The following is a 15290-nucleotide window of genomic DNA, read 5'->3' on the forward strand; positions in this document are numbered from 1 at the left end:
GCTACTCCGGCGGTCTGGAGGGTCGCCAAGAAATGCCGCCTCGAGGCGGCATTTCTTGGCGACCCTTACCTACGCGGAAGGCCCACCCCGTGGGGTGGGCCTTGCGCTGGCGGTGCTTACTCGGTCGCCGCGATGTCGGGCGTTGCCGAGAGACCGCCCTGGTTCACGCCGACCGCGATGCGCTCACCGCGCGGCGCGTTCTCGAACGTGAACTGGCCGTCGACGAGGTCCACCTTGATGTGGTGGCCCGACTCGAGCTGGCCCGAGAGCATCGACTCGGACAGGCGGTCCTCGATCTCGCGGACCATCGCGCGGCGCAGCGGGCGCGCACCGAGCGTCGGGTCGTAACCGATCTCGATGAGGCGCTCCTTGGCGGCCTGCGACAGCTCGATCGACATGTCGCGGTCGAGCAGGCGCTCGCCCAGGCGCTTGACGAACAGGTCAACGATCTGCAGCAGCTCCTCCTTGTTGAGCTGCGGGAAGACGATGACGTCGTCGACGCGGTTGAGGAACTCGGGCTTGAAGTGGCGCTTCAGCTCCTCGTCGACCTTGCCCTTCATCCGCTCGTAGGTCGTCTTCGCGTTGCCCTCGACCTGGAAGCCGACGGGGCCACCGGCGATCGCCGACGAACCGAGGTTCGTCGTCATGATGATCACGGTGTTCTTGAAGTCGATCACGCGGCCCTGACCATCGGTCAGACGACCCTCTTCGAGGATCTGCAGCAGCGAGTTGAAGATGTCCGGGTGGGCCTTCTCGATCTCGTCGAACAGCACGACCGAGAACGGCTTCCGGCGCACGCGCTCGGTGAGCTGGCCGCCCTCTTCGAATCCGACGAATCCGGGAGGGGCACCGAAGAGGCGCGAAACGGTGTGCTTCTCGCCGTACTCCGACATGTCGAGGCTGATCAGCGCGTCCTCGTCGTCGAAGAGGAACTCGGCGAGCGCCTTCGCGAGCTCGGTCTTACCCACGCCGGTGGGGCCGGCGAAGATGAAGGATCCCGAGGGACGCTTCGGATCCTTCAGGCCCGCGCGCTGGCGGCGGATCGTCTTCGAGAGGGCCTGGATGGCCTCCTCCTGACCGATGACGCGCTCGTGTAGGGCGCGCTCCATGAAGACGAGACGGCTGGTCTCCTCCTCGGTGAGCTTGAAGACGGGGATGCCGGTCGCCTGGGCCAGGACCTCGGCGATCAGGCCCTCGTCGACGACCTCCTTGGTCTGCACGTCGCCCGAACGCCACTGCTTCTCGAGGCGCAGGCGCTCGCCGAGCAGCTGCTTCTCCTCGTCGCGCAGCGAGGCTGCCTTCTCGAAGTCCTGCTCCTCGGAGGCCTTCTCCTTGTCGGCGCGCACGGCCGCGATCTTCTCGTCGAATTCGCGCAGCTCGGGCGGGCTCGACAGGATCGACAGGCGCAGGCGGGCGCCTGCCTCATCGATCAGGTCGATGGCCTTGTCGGGCAGGAAGCGGTCCTGCACGTAACGGTCGGCGAGGTTCGCCGCCGCGACGAGCGCGCCGTCGGTGATCTGTACCTTGTGGAACGCCTCGTAGTGGTCGCGCAGACCCTTGAGGATGTTGATCGTGTGCGGCAGCGACGGCTCCGCAACCTGGATCGGCTGGAAGCGGCGCTCGAGGGCCGCGTCCTTTTCGAAGTGCTTGCGGTACTCGTCGAGGGTCGTCGCACCGATCGTCTGCAGCTCACCGCGGGCGAGCAGCGGCTTCAGGATGTTGGCGGCGTCGATCGCGCCCTCCGCGGCACCCGCACCCACGAGGGTGTGGATCTCGTCGATGAAGACGATGATGTCGCCGCGCGTGCGGATCTCCTTCGTGACCTTCTTGAGTCGCTCTTCGAAGTCACCGCGGTAGCGGGATCCGGCGATGAGCGAACCGAGGTCGAGCGAGTAGACCTGCTTGTCCTTCAGCGTCTCGGGAACGTCGCCCTTGACGATCGCCTGGGCGAGGCCCTCGACGACCGCCGTCTTACCCACACCGGGCTCACCGATGAGGACGGGGTTGTTCTTTGAGCGGCGCGACAGGATCTGCATGACGCGCTCGATTTCCTTTTCGCGACCGATCACCGGGTCGAGCTGTCCGTCGCGGGCCGACTGGGTGAGGTTGCGGCCGAACTGGTCGAGCACCTGCGAGCCCTTGGCGCTGCCCGTGTTCTCGTGCGACTCCTGGCCGCCCGGCGCGACACCGACGGGCTCCTTGCCGCCCTGGTGGCCGCTGAGCAGCTGGATCACCTGCTGGCGCACCTTGTTGAGGTCTGCGCCGAGCTTCACGAGCACCTGGGCCGCGACGCCCTCACCCTCGCGGATGAGGCCGAGCAGGATGTGCTCCGTGCCGATGTAGTTGTGGCCGAGCTGCAGTGCCTCGCGGAGGCTCAGCTCGAGGACCTTCTTCGCACGAGGCGTGAAGGGGATGTGGCCGGTCGGCTGCTGCTGACCCTGGCCGATGATGTCTTGGACCTGCTCACGCACGGCGTCGAGCGAGATGTCGAGGGCCTCAAGGGCCTTCGCCGCCACGCCTTCGCCCTCGTGGATGAGGCCGAGCAGGATGTGCTCCGTACCGATGTAGTTGTGGTTGAGCATCTTCGCCTCTTCTTGGGCGAGAACAACCACGCGGCGGGCACGGTCTGTGAACCTCTCGAACATGTCACTCCTCCGGGCGCTTGACGGTTCGCACGGCACGCCTAACGCGCCGTGTTTCTAAGGTAATCAGCCTCGCCGCCCTCTGGCGCCGTGTTCGCCGTGGGCATATCTGGCGCTTAACGATATTCGTTGTTATCGTTTGTCGTAAATAATGTCGGAGAGGGACTCATGATCACGACTGCGGGAACGGAAATCTGGACGGGGCTTGCGGCCCTGGGCGTGTTCATCGCGGTGATCGCGGCGGTCGTGGTCGTCGTGTGGCTCATCGCGCGCTCGCACGGCACGACCGCGAGCCTCTCGGTGCGCGCGACGGGCACGTTCGCGGGGATCTGGCTCGGACTCTCCGCGATCGGCGTCGTAATCTCGATCGCGCGCCTCGCGACCGGCGCAGACGTCGACGTCGCCGACACCGGCGTCGACTGGGAACCGTATTGCGGATCCGGGAACGTTCTCTGCGCCGGCCCCGAGCGGCTCGCCGCCGGCGTCTCGTTCGGGCCCCGCCTGCTCGTCGAGCTCGGCACCCTCAGCACGACGCTCGCGATCGCGGCGCCCGCGCTCGCCCTCTTCCTCCTCTGCCGCAGCGCACTGCGCAACTCGGTTTTCCCCGAGCGGATCCCCCGCCTGTTCCTGATCTGCGGCGCCGTCGCACTGCTCCTCGGATCCGCCGGCCCGATTCTCGGCGTCATGGGCGCCGGCCTCGCGGCGGCGGAGGTCCTCCCCGCCGACGCCGACGTCTTCTATAGCTTCACCGTGCCCTGGTGGCCGGCGCTCGTCGCCCTCGCCTGCGCCGCCTTCGCGGCGATCTTCCGGCACGGATCCCGATTGCAGAGCGATACGGAGGGGCTCGTATGATCAGCGTTGGCGGTAGCTCTGTCGGCGAGACCCTCGGGTTCCTCGCGCTCGCGATACTGTTCGTTGCGGCGATCGCCTTCTGGGTGATCGCGCGCGGCCGGCGCCGTGGCAGCCGAACGATCGCACTCGACACCACTTTCACGCTGTCGTCGTGGATCACCGGGCTGGGCGCGATCTTCGGGATCATTCGCTTGGGCGCGGCCCTCGTCAATGAGCGCGCCACGATCACGACATCGCACGTATCCCTGAACTCCGCAGATGCCCTTCCGTGCGGACACTTTGTCGAGGGCGATCGCACGGGTAGCGGGCCCTGGGTGGACTGCATCGCAAGCTCAACGACGCGAGTAGACATCGACGGCATCGCTCTCGGCGCACGCGCACTCCTCGCAGTCGGCGAGTTCCTCACGACGATCGCCGTCCTCACACCATTCGCGCTCGTCGCCGTCGTGTGCTTCGAAACGATCCGCGGGCGCACGTTCGGCCGCACGGTAATCCGCTCGCTCTGGATCGCTGCCGGAGTCATCCTCGCGACCGGGACCCTAGGGAGCATCGTCTCGCCATTCGGCGAGTACCTCGCGCTCTCGAGCGTCAACCTCACACAATCGGTGCAGGTGTCGCTCACGCTCTTCCCCCTCGGAGGCGCGCTCCTCTGCGCCGCCTTCGCGGCGATCTTCCGGCACGGATCCCGATTGCAGAGCGATACGGAGGGGCTCGTATGACCGAACTTTCCGGAATCCACTGCCGCCTCGACGAGCTACTCGCCGAACGCAATATGACGCTCACTGCCCTCGCCGACGCGGTCGGCGTGAGCATCGTGAACCTGTCGATCCTCAAGAACGACCGGGCGAAGGCGATCCGCTTCACGACCCTCATCGCGATCTGCGAGGCCCTCGATTGCGAGGTCGGCGAGCTGCTCGTGCGGGCGCGGTGATTTTTCCCTAGGCCCGCGGCGGGGCCACGATGGGACCATGCGCGTGCACATTCCCGTTCATCGCCGGTGGGGCGATCAAGATACCCTCGGCCACATCAACAACGTGTCGATGATGAAGATCCTCGAGGAGGCGCGACTCCGCGCCTTCTGGCGCGAGGAGGGCCTCGAAGACAGCCCGCTCGCCGTCTTCGACGAAGACACCGTATCGGGCGGCGGATCCGCTCGCACGCTCGTCGCCCGGCAGGAGATCGAGTACCTCGCACCCGCGCCCTATGGGCGGGATCCGCTGGATATTCAGGTGTGGATCGGCCGGCTCGGCGGATCCAGCGTCGAAATCTGCTACGAGGTCATGAGCCCCGACGGGCAGGTCTGCTACGCCCGTTCGAGCGTCACCGTCGTGCTCGTCGACAGCATGACGGGTGCGCCCACGCGGTTGCCCGCCGAGGTGCGGGCCGCGTGGAAGCCCTATGTCGAGGATCCGATCGCGTACCGGCGGCGGTAGCGGGTTGTCGTAAGTGCGGAGATGGCCCCGAACTGCGGATCCGGAGGGGATGTGGGTCCGCAGCTTGGGGTCATCTCCGTAGTTGTGGGTCGGGCGCGGGGCGCTGCGCCGTAACTGCGGAGATGGTCCCCTACTGCGGATCCGGAAGGCATATGGATCCGTAGTTCGGGGTCATCTCCGCAGATGTGGGTCAGGTGCGCGGGGCTGAGCCGTAACTGCGGAAGTGGTCCCCTACTGCGGAGCCGAAAGGCTTGTGGATCCGTAGCTCGGGGTCAAGTCCGTAGATGTGGGTCAGGGGCCTCCGCGGTGCGGGCACTTCCAGTGGGGGCGCCCGCGCCCTTACTTCGGAGATGACCCCATACTGCAGAGCCGAAATGCATGTGGACCCGCGGTTTGGGGTCAACTCCGTAGATACGGGTCGGGTGCTTCCGCGGTGTGGGGCACTTCTGTCGGCGCAACCGCGCGCTTGCTGCGGAGATGGTCCCCTACTGCGGAGCCGGAAGGCATATGGATCCGTAGATTGGGGTCATCTCCGCAGATGCGGGTCGGGGGCTCCGCAGTGTGAGGCACTTCCCGTCGGGCCGACCGCACCCTTACTGCGGAAGTGGTCCCGTACTGCGGATCCAGAAGGGATATGGATCCGCAGTTCGAGGCCAACTCCGCAGATGCGGGTCGTCGGGGCAGAGGCTACGCCAGATGAGGGGTGGGCGCACCCTAACTGCGGAGATGGTCCCCTACTGCGGAGCCGGAAGGGATATGGGTCCGCAGATTGGGGTCAACTCCGCAGATGCGGGCCAGAGCCAGGGCCAGGGCCAGAGCCAAGTCCCCTACGCCGCATCCTCGAAGGTCGTGATGAACGAATACCCCCCAGGGGTCTTGGTGACCGCGAGGTTCAGCCCCATGTGGGGCTCGAGGGCCGTGACCTTGTCGAGCGGGGCGACGACGATGATCTGGAATCCGAGGCCGAGCCACGCCCCGATCGCACGCCCGGTGAAGGCGCTATCGGCCTTCACGAAGCCCTCGTCGAGGAACACGGGGGCAAAGCGCGGCCACGAGCGGGTCTGGTCGCCCAGCTGATAGCGCAGGGCGGCGCCGACGACGAACGCCACGAGCTCCTGCGATTCGCCACCCGACTTGTCGCCGAGGGTCGAGTAGGTCGACACGACGGATCCGTCGGGCGCGATGCGGCTCGCCGTGATCTCGATGTGGCGGCGCACGTCGAGCAGCTCCTCGCGGTGCGGGTTCGTGCCGTCCTCGGGCTGGTCGATGAGGTCGATGAACTCCTGCAGCTCGGCGAAGCGGCGGTCGGCCTCCTCGTCGGTCCAGGTCGTCGACTTCGCCTCGGCCAGGTCGCGCAGCCGCGCGCGCACGCGCTCGACGCGCTCCGGGTGCAGGTGGCGCATCTCGATGCGCAGCCGGTCGGTGTCGGAGGCGAAGGCGAGGCCGCCGAGGATCTCGTCGACCGGATCCAGCCGCTCGCGGATCGACTGCAGCGCGTGGCCGAACGAGTCGCTCAGCATCTTCAGATCGGTCGACGACACGTCCTGAATGTGGCGGCGGAACTCGAGGCGGTGCACCGACAGGCCGTCGCGCGTGATCTCGTCGTAGATCGCCGCATACTCGTCGTAAGCGTCGACGGAGGTGCCGCGGTTCGGATCCGGCCACTTCTCGTCGTACGCGCGGAAGATGCGCTCGAGCGACGCGGCGGCCTGATCGCCCGCGACGACCTCGCGCCTCACGCTCGCGGTCAGCTCGTCGCGCAGGCGCGCGAGCACCCGTTCGAAGCCATCGGCGGTGACGTCGGGCTCGATGCGGGCGAGCTCGGCGTCGAGGTGCGCGGCGTCGTCGTCATCGATCTCGGTGGCTTCCTCGATGCGCTCGAGCTCGACGTACGACGCGTCCTGTCGGTCGACGAGCGCGCTCCACGCATCGTTCAGCGCCTCGAGCTCGGCCTCGGCGCGGAAGCGCAGGCGGCGGGCGCCCTCGAGCCCCTCCTCGGCGGCGGCGAGTCGCTCCTCGACGCCCGCGAGCGCGTCGGACGTGTCGAGCACGGCCGCGCGCTGCTGGCGCAGGTCGGCCGCGAGCGCGAGCACCGGATCCGGATCGATCGACTCCCAGTCGGCCTCCGCGATGCGGCGGTGCGCGCTCGCGAGGGCCGCGACGGCCTCCTGCTCGCGCTCGCACGCGGCGCGCGCGGTCTCGAGCTCGTCGATGCGGGCATCGAGCGAGGCGATCTCCGACTCGATCTCGCCGCGCTGCGCCTCGTTCGAGAAGCCCAGGATCCCCCGCTCGCGCGGGTCGCGGCCGTGTGCGCCGCGGCGTCCGTCGGCGGTCTGGCCCGTGATCGTCACGGCGCGGGTCTCGCCGCCCAGCTGCGCGGCCGAGTCGGCGCACAGGTGGTCGCGCTGCGCGACCTGGGCGCGCACCCAGCCCGCGAAGGGCGAGGCCTTGAACGCCAGGCGGCCGGAGATGTAGCGCTCGTCGTCGAGTTCGGGGGCCTCGGCGTCGAGGTCGACGCCCTCGAAGCGCACGCGGCGCTCGAGCTGGATGCCGTCGATCGCGGTGCGGATCTGCTTCTGGCGGCGGGCGTCCATGAGCAGCGTCATGCCGAGCCCGCCGAGCGTCGCCTCGGCGGCGAGGCGCCAGTCGTCGAACTCGGGTCGCACGTCGATCAGCTCGGCGGCGAAGGGCAGCTCCGCCGGATCCAGCCCCGCGGCGCGCGCGATCTCGCGCCGCGCGCGGTCGAAGGCGTCCGGGATCCGGCTGTCGCGCGAGCGCAGCGACGTCAGCTCGCCCGCCAGCTCGCGCTGCGTGCGGCGCAGCTCGCCCGCCCCGACGACAGCCTCGTCGCGGCGGCGCTTGATGTCGGCGAGCGAGTCGTCGACGCCGGCCAGGTAGTCGCGCGCGACGCGCTTGGCTGCGGCGAAGGCCTCGGCGTCGTCGAGCGACACCTCAACCTCGGCGATGCGCGACTCGAGGGCTCGGCGGGCCTCGGCGATGCGGGCGGCGCGTACCTCGGCCTCGGCGAGGCGGGCGTCGATGCGCGACAGCTGGTCGCCGCCGCCCGAGGCGCGCTGCTGCTTCAGCTCCTCGACCTCGACGGCGAGCGACGCCTCCTCGGCGCGCGCCGTCGTGACGGCGGCCTTCGCGGCGTCGCGCGCCTCGCGGTTGCTATCGGCGTCGGCCTCGAGCAGGCGCTGCTCGGTGCGCAGCTGCCAGAGCCGGAACGGGGTCGCCGAGAGCGGATCCTGCGCGACGCCGTAACGGTCGAGCCGCGTCGTGCGCTCGCGCGCCGCCGTGTACTGCTCGTAGAGGCCCGCGATGTCTGCGAGCATCTTCTCCTTCGCCTCGGCGGTCGCGAGCGACTCGTGGCTCTGGCGCAGGGCGTGGAACTGCTCGAGCACGGCATCGGCGGCCGCGAAGGTCGACGGGCGCTCGAGCACCATCTCCTTGAAGAGGCGGTCGACGGTGCGCACCTGGTGCCCGGCCTGGATCCGCGCGAGCAGCCGCAGGGCGTTGTCGCTATCGCCGCCCTCGCCGATGCCGAGGCGGGCCGCGACGGCGTAGAGGAAGTCCTGCGTCGTCTCGTGGTTCTTGAGGCCCGGGAACGCCGCGCGCACGGCGCGGGGGTCGAAACGCGAGTCGGCGAACTCGGTCAGGCGGCTGAGGTCGAAGCCGCCCTCGAGCGTGAAGTGGCGCGTGCGCACGTCGACCGTGCGGCTCGCGTTCGCGGGCGCGAAGTACGCCCGCATCGCGGTGTACTGGCGACCGGATCCGTCGACGAAGGTCGCCGCGACCGCGCCCCACACCGCGGATCCGTCGCCTCGGAGCACCTTGTCGACGTCGCCGACGGTGTCGCTCTTGCCGCGCAGATAGGTGAGCACGTTGCGCTGGTCGGCGCCGCGGGCGCGGCCGACGGTCGCGTCGTTCGAGGCGCCGTTGAACGGCACCGTCGACGGCATCATGAGCGCCGTGTAGGCGTCGAGCAGCGTCGACTTGCCGGTTCCGGATCCGCCGGAGATCAGCGTCGCGTGCTCGTCGAAGCGCGTCGTGTGGTGGCCGTGGAAGCCGCCCCAGTTGACGACCTGCAGGCTCTCTGCGCGCCACTGGGCGGTCTCGTCGTCGTAGCCGGCAATCAGCAGATCGCTCACTCGGCGTCCTCCTCGTCATCGAACGCGACGCTCGCCTCGGGGCCCTCGTCGTCGCGGGGCGTGCCGGGCGCGTTCTGCGCCTTCAGCCACGCCAGCAGTTCGTACAGCTTGTCGATCGAGAGCAGCCGCTCGATCACCTCGGAGATGAGGAAGCGGTCGTCGGATCCGGCCTTCACGAGGATCCCGGCGCGGGCCAGCGAGTCGACGGCGCTCGCGGCGCGCTTCGCCTCGCCGACGCGGTCGGTCGAGCGCGCGGGCCGGAACATGTCGATGCCCGCGAGCAGCTCCTCTCGGTCGACGTGCGCGCGCGGCAGCCCGGATCCCTTGGCCGCCAGGTGCCGCTGGCGCAGCACCACGAGCAGCACGGTCTCCTCGCGCGTGAACGCGGCGTCGCGCAGGAGCGGCGGCACGTAACCGACCTCGCCTGAGCGGATCTGCACCTTGTACGCGATCCCGCGCTCGCGGTCGATCACGAGGTCGAGGAACAGGTCGTTGAGGCGGCTCTTGATGATGCGGCTATCGCGCACGAGCGTCGCCCACTCGGCGCGGTCGTCGGTGATGATGGGGTGCTTCAGCACGACGATGAGGCAGCGGCGCTGGTCGAGCGTGAGCCCGCCGTCGTCGCCGTCGAAGAGCGACAGCTTCGTGTCGACGTGGTCGTCTTCGACGCCGATCGTGGGGGCGAAAACTTCTTCGTCACTCATGGACGTCTCCTGTGATGTTCGGGAGCGTAAAGGCGCGGGTGGATCCGTCGGGTCGAACGGCGCGGACGATGCCGCCCGCGGACGCGTCGCCGCCGATCTCGCCGTGTGAGACGAGGTAGGCGAGACCGAAGAGCTCGACGGGGCGGCGCAGGTCGTCGGGGAGGGTGTTGAAGGCATCGGCGAGCGAGTCGCCCTCGGCCAGGCGCGAGGCGATCTGCTCGCGCACCTCGCCGAGCAGCGGGCCGCCCTGGCGGCGCACGTCTTCGAGCACGAGCGACTCGGGCCGCTGATCCGACACGTCGTCGAGCTTCGGCGCCGGGGCCTCGGCCGCCGGGTCGTGGAAGCGGGTGCGGAGGTGATCGATGTCGAGGCGCGCGGGCATCCACGGCATCGGCACCGTGTCGCGCGGGCGGGCGGTCTCCATCCACACGCCGAGCTCCTGCTCGAGCGCGCGTAGCGCGCGGGTGAGCTCGCGCTCGGATCCGGCGGAGTAGCTCGAGAGGTACTCGGCGAGCGACTGCGACGCGCGGCGCTGGCGCATCTGCACGTCGCGCAGGCCCCGGCGCAGCACGGCGTCGGCCTGCACGAAGCCGGCCCGCTCGTCGGCCGTCAACTCGCGCGCGAAGGGGTGGGCCATGATCGAGCGCAGGTCTTCGCGGAACGCCTCGAGCAGGTTCTCGTCGCTCAGCACCGTGAGCGCGCCCTCGAACGCGCGACCCTCACGGGTCTGCCGGGCGAGGTGTGCCGAGGCCGCCAGGTACTCCCCCAGCACCTCGCCCTTCGGCCGCTCGTCGGCGCGGAAGTCGCGCACCATCTGCTCGTGGATCCGATCGAGGGCCTCCTCGACGCGGCGGAAGTCACCCGGCAGCTGGTCGATGAGGTCGACGAGGTCGCTATAGCCCTCCTGCATGCGCTCGTCGTCGGCCGCGGCGACCTCGCCGCCCGCCGCAATGCGCTCGCGCTCGGCTTTCAGCCGCGCGATCTCGGCGTCGAGCGCCGCGATGCGGGTCGATTCATCCGGATCCGCCTCGACGGCCCAGCGGTGCACGGCGTCGAGGATCGTCGTGAGGCGCGATTCGCTCAGCAGCGCCCGATCGCGCGACAGGCCCTCGTGCATCTGCATCGCCGCGAGGGCGTGCGAGGTGAGCTCGTACGCCTCGCCGCCGTCTTCGAGGGGAACGCGGCGCAGCCACTGGCTGTGCATCCACGAGAGGCAGAGAGCCCGGCCGTCGTCCTGCGCGGGAACTTCGTGGCCCGCGTCGCGCAACTCGAGCAGGTACGTCTCGACCTGCACGTGCAGGCGCTCGGCCCGCACCTGCTTCGCGTCCTGCGAGAACACCTCGCGGAAGATCGCCACGATCACCGGTGCCCAGGGCGACCGCACGAGACTCAGCGCCGCGCTCTCGCGGGCGCGCTCGAGGCGCGCGACATCGCGTGGAATGGAGCTCACGGATCCCCTTCTTTCGGACAGACCCTCGATTCTCCCACCCCCGGATCCGCGAAAGCACAAGCTTTATCCGAGCGGATACGAAATAACGTAGGCGCTCGCGTGAAGCTTGTGCTTTCGGCGAGGAGGGAGGGCGGGGGTTACTCCTTCCGGAGGGAGCCCTTCGTGTCGAGCACCAGTTCTTCCGCGTCGATGGCGGCGAAGACCTCGCGCATGACCTCCTCGCTGAGGTTGCCGGCGCGGCACTGCTCGAACGCCACGCGGCGGCGCACCGCGAGCCAGCCCCGCGACAGCTCGTGCAGGTCGTCGTAGGTGATGCGCCCGATGCCGCCGACGGCGATCTTCTGCGTCACGCTGTCGAGGTCGCGCTCGCCCTGGTCGGATCCCTTTTCGATGCGCAGCAGCCCGCGCGAGAAGCGGTTGAACGCGTCGACCGACTCGACGCCGTACTTCTCGACCCACGACTGCTGCTGCTCGCGCAGGTACTCGATACCCGCCTCGCCCGCGGCGGTGCGCATGCGCGCGATCTCGCGGTTGTCCGACGCGATGTCGGCGCTCGAGGTGACCTTGAGGCCGCGAATCAGCAGCGGCAGGGTGAGGCCCTGCAGCAGCAGGGTGCCGACCGTCACGATGTAGGCCACGGCGACGAGGTCGGCGACGTGGCCGCCCGGCATCGCGTGCTCGGTCAGGTCGGGAAGCGCCACGGCGAGCGCCAGCGTGACGACGCCGCGCATGCCGGACCAGGACACGACGAGGCGCTCCTGCCACGACAGGGTCGGCTCGAGCACGCGGCGCTTGATGGCCTGCTTCGTGGGCGCGACGGGAAGGCGCGCGTTGCGTCGTTTCTTGATGACGACCGGTCTCGCGGCCCTGCTCGTCGGGTCGATCTGATAGGCCTCGACGGCGTGCTTCCAGCGCCGCAGCTTGACCTTCTGCCAGAACTGGCCCCACTCGTACGAGCCGAAAACAAAGATCGGGCGGATCACGATGACGGCGAGCAACACGACGCCCGCGAGGACGAGTGTGTCGGATCCGCGCGCGCTCGTGACGGTGCGGATGACCGACGGCAGCTGCAGACCCACGTATGCGAAGACGAAGCTCTCGAGGATGAAGTCGACCGAGTGCCAGAGCGGCTTGTCGTGTTGGCGCTGCGAGTAAGAGGTTCGCGGCGAGTGGTAGCCGACGTAGAAGCCCATCGCGACGACGGCGAGCACGCCGGATCCGTGCAGGTGCTCGGCGAGGATATATACGCCGAACGGCATGAGCAGGCTTAGCGTGCCCGTGACCGTCGGGTCGTCGAGGCGCGTGCGCAGCTGGTGCAGCAGCATGCCCGGGAGGATGCCGATGATGACACCGACGCCGACCGCCAGGACGAATTCCCAGAGGCCCTGCCAGACAGTGACCGTCGCGCCCGCGGCGACGGCCGCGAACACGCGCACGATCGTGAGGCTCGTGGCGTCGTTGATGAGGCTCTCGCCGCTCAGCACCGTCATGACGCGGCGCGGGAGGCCGAGCTTGCGGCCGATCGCCGCGGCCGACACCGCGTCGGGCGGGCCGACGATGGCGCCGAGCAGCAGGGCGCCCGCCACGCCGATCTCGGGCATGAGGTGGTAGGCGATGAAGCCGATGACCGCCGCGTTGACGGCGACGAGCCCGATGCCGAGCCTGCGCACGTGCGGCAGCGCCTGCTTGAAGCTCGTGAACGACGCGTCGAGCGCCGCGGAGTAGAGCAGCGGCGGCAAGGTCGCCGTCAGCAGAAGCTCACCGTCGATGTCGATGTTCGGCACGAAGGGCAGGAACGACACGAGAAGTGCGACGCCCGTCACGACCAGCGGGGCGGGCCATCCGCGCCACCGCGCGATACCCGCAACCGCGACGGCACCCGCCATCACAAAGATCAGATCGACATCCATCTTCCGATTTTATTGCGCACTTTGCGCCTTTCCACCCTCTCATAGAAATGTCACAAATCGGTAACTATTCTGGGAAGATGAGTACCTCGACGACCGAGAAGCCGAGCACCACCGCTCGCACCTCCGCCGCCTGGCGCCCAGACATTCAGGGCCTGCGCGCCCTGGCGGTCACGCTCGTCGTGATCGCGCACGTCGGCACACCGGGCGCCGAGGGCGGCTTCATCGGAGTCGACGTCTTCTTCGTCATCTCGGGTTACCTCATTACCCAGCTGCTGCTGCGCGAGGTCGACCGCAGCGGCACGATCTCGATCGCGCAGTTCTACGTGCGCCGTGCGAGGCGGATCCTGCCCGCCGCGACCGTCGTCACGATCGCGGTCATCGCCTACGTGCTGCTCACCGGCTCGCAGGCGCGCCTCGACCAGACCGCCGTCGACGCGTCATGGACGAGCGTGTTCCTCGCGAACTGGCACCTCGCCTTCTCGGGCGCCGACTACTTCTCGGTCGACGACCCGAGCATGTTCCAGCACTACTGGTCGCTCGCCGTCGAGGAACAGTTCTACATCGTCTGGCCGTTGCTGGTGCTCTTCGTCGTGCCCCGCTACGGCAAGCGCGGCTTCGCGATCGTCTCGGCCGTCGTCTTCGCGCTCTCGCTCGGATACTCGATCGTCTCGACCGCCGTGATCCCCGAGCCGACCTACTTCAACACCGCGGCGCGCGCCTTCGAGCTCGCCGCCGGATCCCTGCTCGCGTGCGTGATGTCGGCGCCGCTGACCTCGCGCTGGCGGCACGTCGCCGGCATCGGCGGGCTCGGGATCCTCGTCTACGCGACCTTCGCCTTCACCGAGCTGACGCCGTTCCCCGGCTGGCACGCGATCGTGCCCGTCGTGGGCACGGCGCTGCTCCTCGCCGCCGGACCCTCGACGCTGACGGGCCGCATCGCCTCGTGGGCGCCCGTGCGCTACATCGGCGACATCTCGTTCTCGCTGTACCTGTGGCACTGGCCCGTCGCGCTCGCGGTGCCGCTCGCCTTCCCGCAGCTGCGCTGGTCGGTCACGGCGCTGCTCATCGTCGCGATCTCGATCGCGCTCTCGGCGCTCAGCTACCACTTCATCGAGAAGACCTTCCAGAACTGGCGCCTGCCGGGCCTTCGCACCCTGTGGTTCTGGCCCGCCAGCGTCGTTCTCGTGATCGCGACGGTTCTCGGCGCGACGATGCTCGGCGACGTGCGCGCCGCCGCGCAGCAGCAGGCCGCCGAGGAGTACTTCGACGAGCACGGCTACCAGCAGGTCGAGGTCGACAACATCGACGATGTGCAGGACACGCTCAACGAGGCCGTCGAGATCGCCGAGTCGGGCGCGCCCGTGCCGCCCGATATCGACAGCGACACGATTCAAGACGCCAAGTGGAGCGACCTCGTCGGCGGCGAGTGCTACGCCGGCGCCGACGAGCGCGACGCCGACGTCTGCGCGTTCGGCGACACGAGCGCCGAGGAGACGATCGCGATCATCGGCGACTCGCACGCCGCCATGTGGATCCCCGCGCTCGACATCATCGGCAAGGACCACGGCTTCAAGGTCGTGCCGTTTATCAAGCTGGCCTGCGCCGCATACCCCGTCGTGCAGGATTCGGACGGCCGCGACCAGAGCGAGTGCGACGACTTCCGCGACTTCACGAACGAGCAGGTCGCCGAGCTCGACCCCGACGTCGTGATCCTCGGAGCGCGCGGCATGCTGCACATGCGCGACGACGTCGACGGCAAGACGATCGACGAGCAGTGGGCCTCGGCCGTCACGGAAGAGGTCACGCAGATGTCGACGATAGCCGAGACCGTCGTCGCGCTCGGCGACGTGCCCGCGCGCCCCGACGCGAAGCCCAACGACTGCGTCGACGCCCCCGACGCGTCGCAGGACGAGTGCCTCGTGACCGGCGAGAGCGTCGAGCGCGACAGCAACGACATCACCCAGGCGAGCGCCGAGGCCGCTGGCGGCTTCTTCTTCGACACGACCGATTTCGTGTGCGCCGACGCCGGCTGCCCGCTCTTCGCGGGCGACACCGCGATCTACGCCGACGACTCGCACCTCAACCGCATCTGGGTCGAGCAGGTCGCCCCGGCGCTCGGCCGCGAGCTACAGGACGTCCTGCAGTAGT

10 protein-coding genes are annotated in these 15290 nt (G+C 69.0%); 5 read left to right on the plus strand and 5 right to left on the minus strand.

The annotated features are described in order from the left end of the window. Nucleotides 1-116 precede the first annotated feature (116 nt). Entirely contained in the window at nucleotides 117-2645 is a 2529-nt protein-coding gene (locus DTO57_RS10825) for an ATP-dependent Clp protease ATP-binding subunit (RefSeq protein WP_114118242.1), read from the minus strand. 165 nt (nucleotides 2646-2810) lie between these two features. Between DTO57_RS10825 and DTO57_RS10830 the strand changes: the two genes are divergently transcribed. The 4 genes from DTO57_RS10830 to DTO57_RS10845 are packed head-to-tail and all read left to right on the plus strand — an operon-like array spanning nucleotide 2811 to nucleotide 4927. After that, nucleotides 2811-3494, plus strand: a complete 684-nt coding sequence (locus DTO57_RS10830; protein WP_114118243.1) for a hypothetical protein — start codon at nucleotides 2811-2813, stop codon at nucleotides 3492-3494. Then, entirely contained in the window at nucleotides 3491-4213 is a 723-nt protein-coding gene (locus DTO57_RS10835) for a hypothetical protein (RefSeq protein ID WP_114118244.1), read from the plus strand. The genes DTO57_RS10830 and DTO57_RS10835 overlap by 4 nt, the downstream gene beginning before the upstream one ends. Then, nucleotides 4210-4425: a helix-turn-helix domain-containing protein gene (locus tag DTO57_RS10840; RefSeq protein ID WP_114118245.1), complete on the plus strand. Its 216-nt coding sequence runs from the start codon at nucleotides 4210-4212 to the stop codon at nucleotides 4423-4425. The genes DTO57_RS10835 and DTO57_RS10840 overlap by 4 nt, the downstream gene beginning before the upstream one ends. A 37-nt stretch (nucleotides 4426-4462) precedes the next feature. Beyond that, complete coding sequence (locus DTO57_RS10845; RefSeq protein ID WP_114118246.1) at nucleotides 4463-4927, plus strand: acyl-CoA thioesterase; 465 nt, start codon at nucleotides 4463-4465, stop codon at nucleotides 4925-4927. Between the two features lie 827 nt (nucleotides 4928-5754). Here DTO57_RS10845 and DTO57_RS10850 read toward each other — a convergent pair. From DTO57_RS10850 to DTO57_RS10865, 4 genes are all read right to left on the minus strand, one after another. Then, nucleotides 5755-9078 carry an ATP-binding protein gene (locus DTO57_RS10850; RefSeq protein ID WP_114118247.1) on the minus strand — a complete coding sequence of 1108 codons (3324 nt, stop codon included), beginning with the start codon at nucleotides 9076-9078 and terminating at the stop codon, nucleotides 5755-5757. After that, complete coding sequence (locus tag DTO57_RS10855; RefSeq protein ID WP_114118248.1) at nucleotides 9075-9782, minus strand: DUF4194 domain-containing protein; 708 nt, start codon at nucleotides 9780-9782, stop codon at nucleotides 9075-9077. Before DTO57_RS10855 ends, DTO57_RS10850 begins: the two co-directional genes overlap by 4 nt. Then, nucleotides 9775-11232, minus strand: a complete 1458-nt coding sequence (locus tag DTO57_RS10860; protein WP_162785749.1) for a DUF3375 domain-containing protein — start codon at nucleotides 11230-11232, stop codon at nucleotides 9775-9777. The genes DTO57_RS10855 and DTO57_RS10860 overlap by 8 nt, the downstream gene beginning before the upstream one ends. Nucleotides 11233-11369: 137 nt before the next feature. Then, nucleotides 11370-13142, minus strand: a complete 1773-nt coding sequence (locus tag DTO57_RS10865) for a cation:proton antiporter (RefSeq protein ID WP_114118250.1) — start codon at nucleotides 13140-13142, stop codon at nucleotides 11370-11372. 77 nt (nucleotides 13143-13219) lie between these two features. Between DTO57_RS10865 and DTO57_RS10870 the strand changes: the two genes are divergently transcribed. After that, entirely contained in the window at nucleotides 13220-15289 is a 2070-nt protein-coding gene (locus DTO57_RS10870; protein WP_162785750.1) for an acyltransferase family protein, read from the plus strand. Nucleotide 15290 lies beyond the last annotated feature (1 nt).

Origin of the sequence: Microbacterium sorbitolivorans, assembly GCF_003327285.1 — a bacterium.
GTDB lineage: Bacteria > Actinomycetota > Actinomycetes > Actinomycetales > Microbacteriaceae > Microbacterium > Microbacterium sorbitolivorans.

Excerpts from the sequence above, each read along its gene's own strand:
- DTO57_RS10830 (WP_114118243.1), top strand. The coding sequence starts at position 2,811 with ATGATCACGACTGCGGGAACGGAAATCTGGACGGGGCTTGCGGCCCTG.
- DTO57_RS10870 (WP_162785750.1), top strand. The coding sequence starts at position 13,220 with ATGAGTACCTCGACGACCGAGAAGCCGAGCACCACCGCTCGCACCTCC.
- DTO57_RS10865 (WP_114118250.1), bottom strand. The coding sequence starts at position 13,142 with ATGGATGTCGATCTGATCTTTGTGATGGCGGGTGCCGTCGCGGTTGCG.
- DTO57_RS10855 (WP_114118248.1), bottom strand. The coding sequence starts at position 9,782 with ATGAGTGACGAAGAAGTTTTCGCCCCCACGATCGGCGTCGAAGACGAC.
- DTO57_RS10840 (WP_114118245.1), top strand. The coding sequence starts at position 4,210 with ATGACCGAACTTTCCGGAATCCACTGCCGCCTCGACGAGCTACTCGCC.
- DTO57_RS10835 (WP_114118244.1), top strand. The coding sequence starts at position 3,491 with ATGATCAGCGTTGGCGGTAGCTCTGTCGGCGAGACCCTCGGGTTCCTC.
- DTO57_RS10825 (WP_114118242.1), bottom strand. The coding sequence starts at position 2,645 with ATGTTCGAGAGGTTCACAGACCGTGCCCGCCGCGTGGTTGTTCTCGCC.
- DTO57_RS10845 (WP_114118246.1), top strand. The coding sequence starts at position 4,463 with ATGCGCGTGCACATTCCCGTTCATCGCCGGTGGGGCGATCAAGATACC.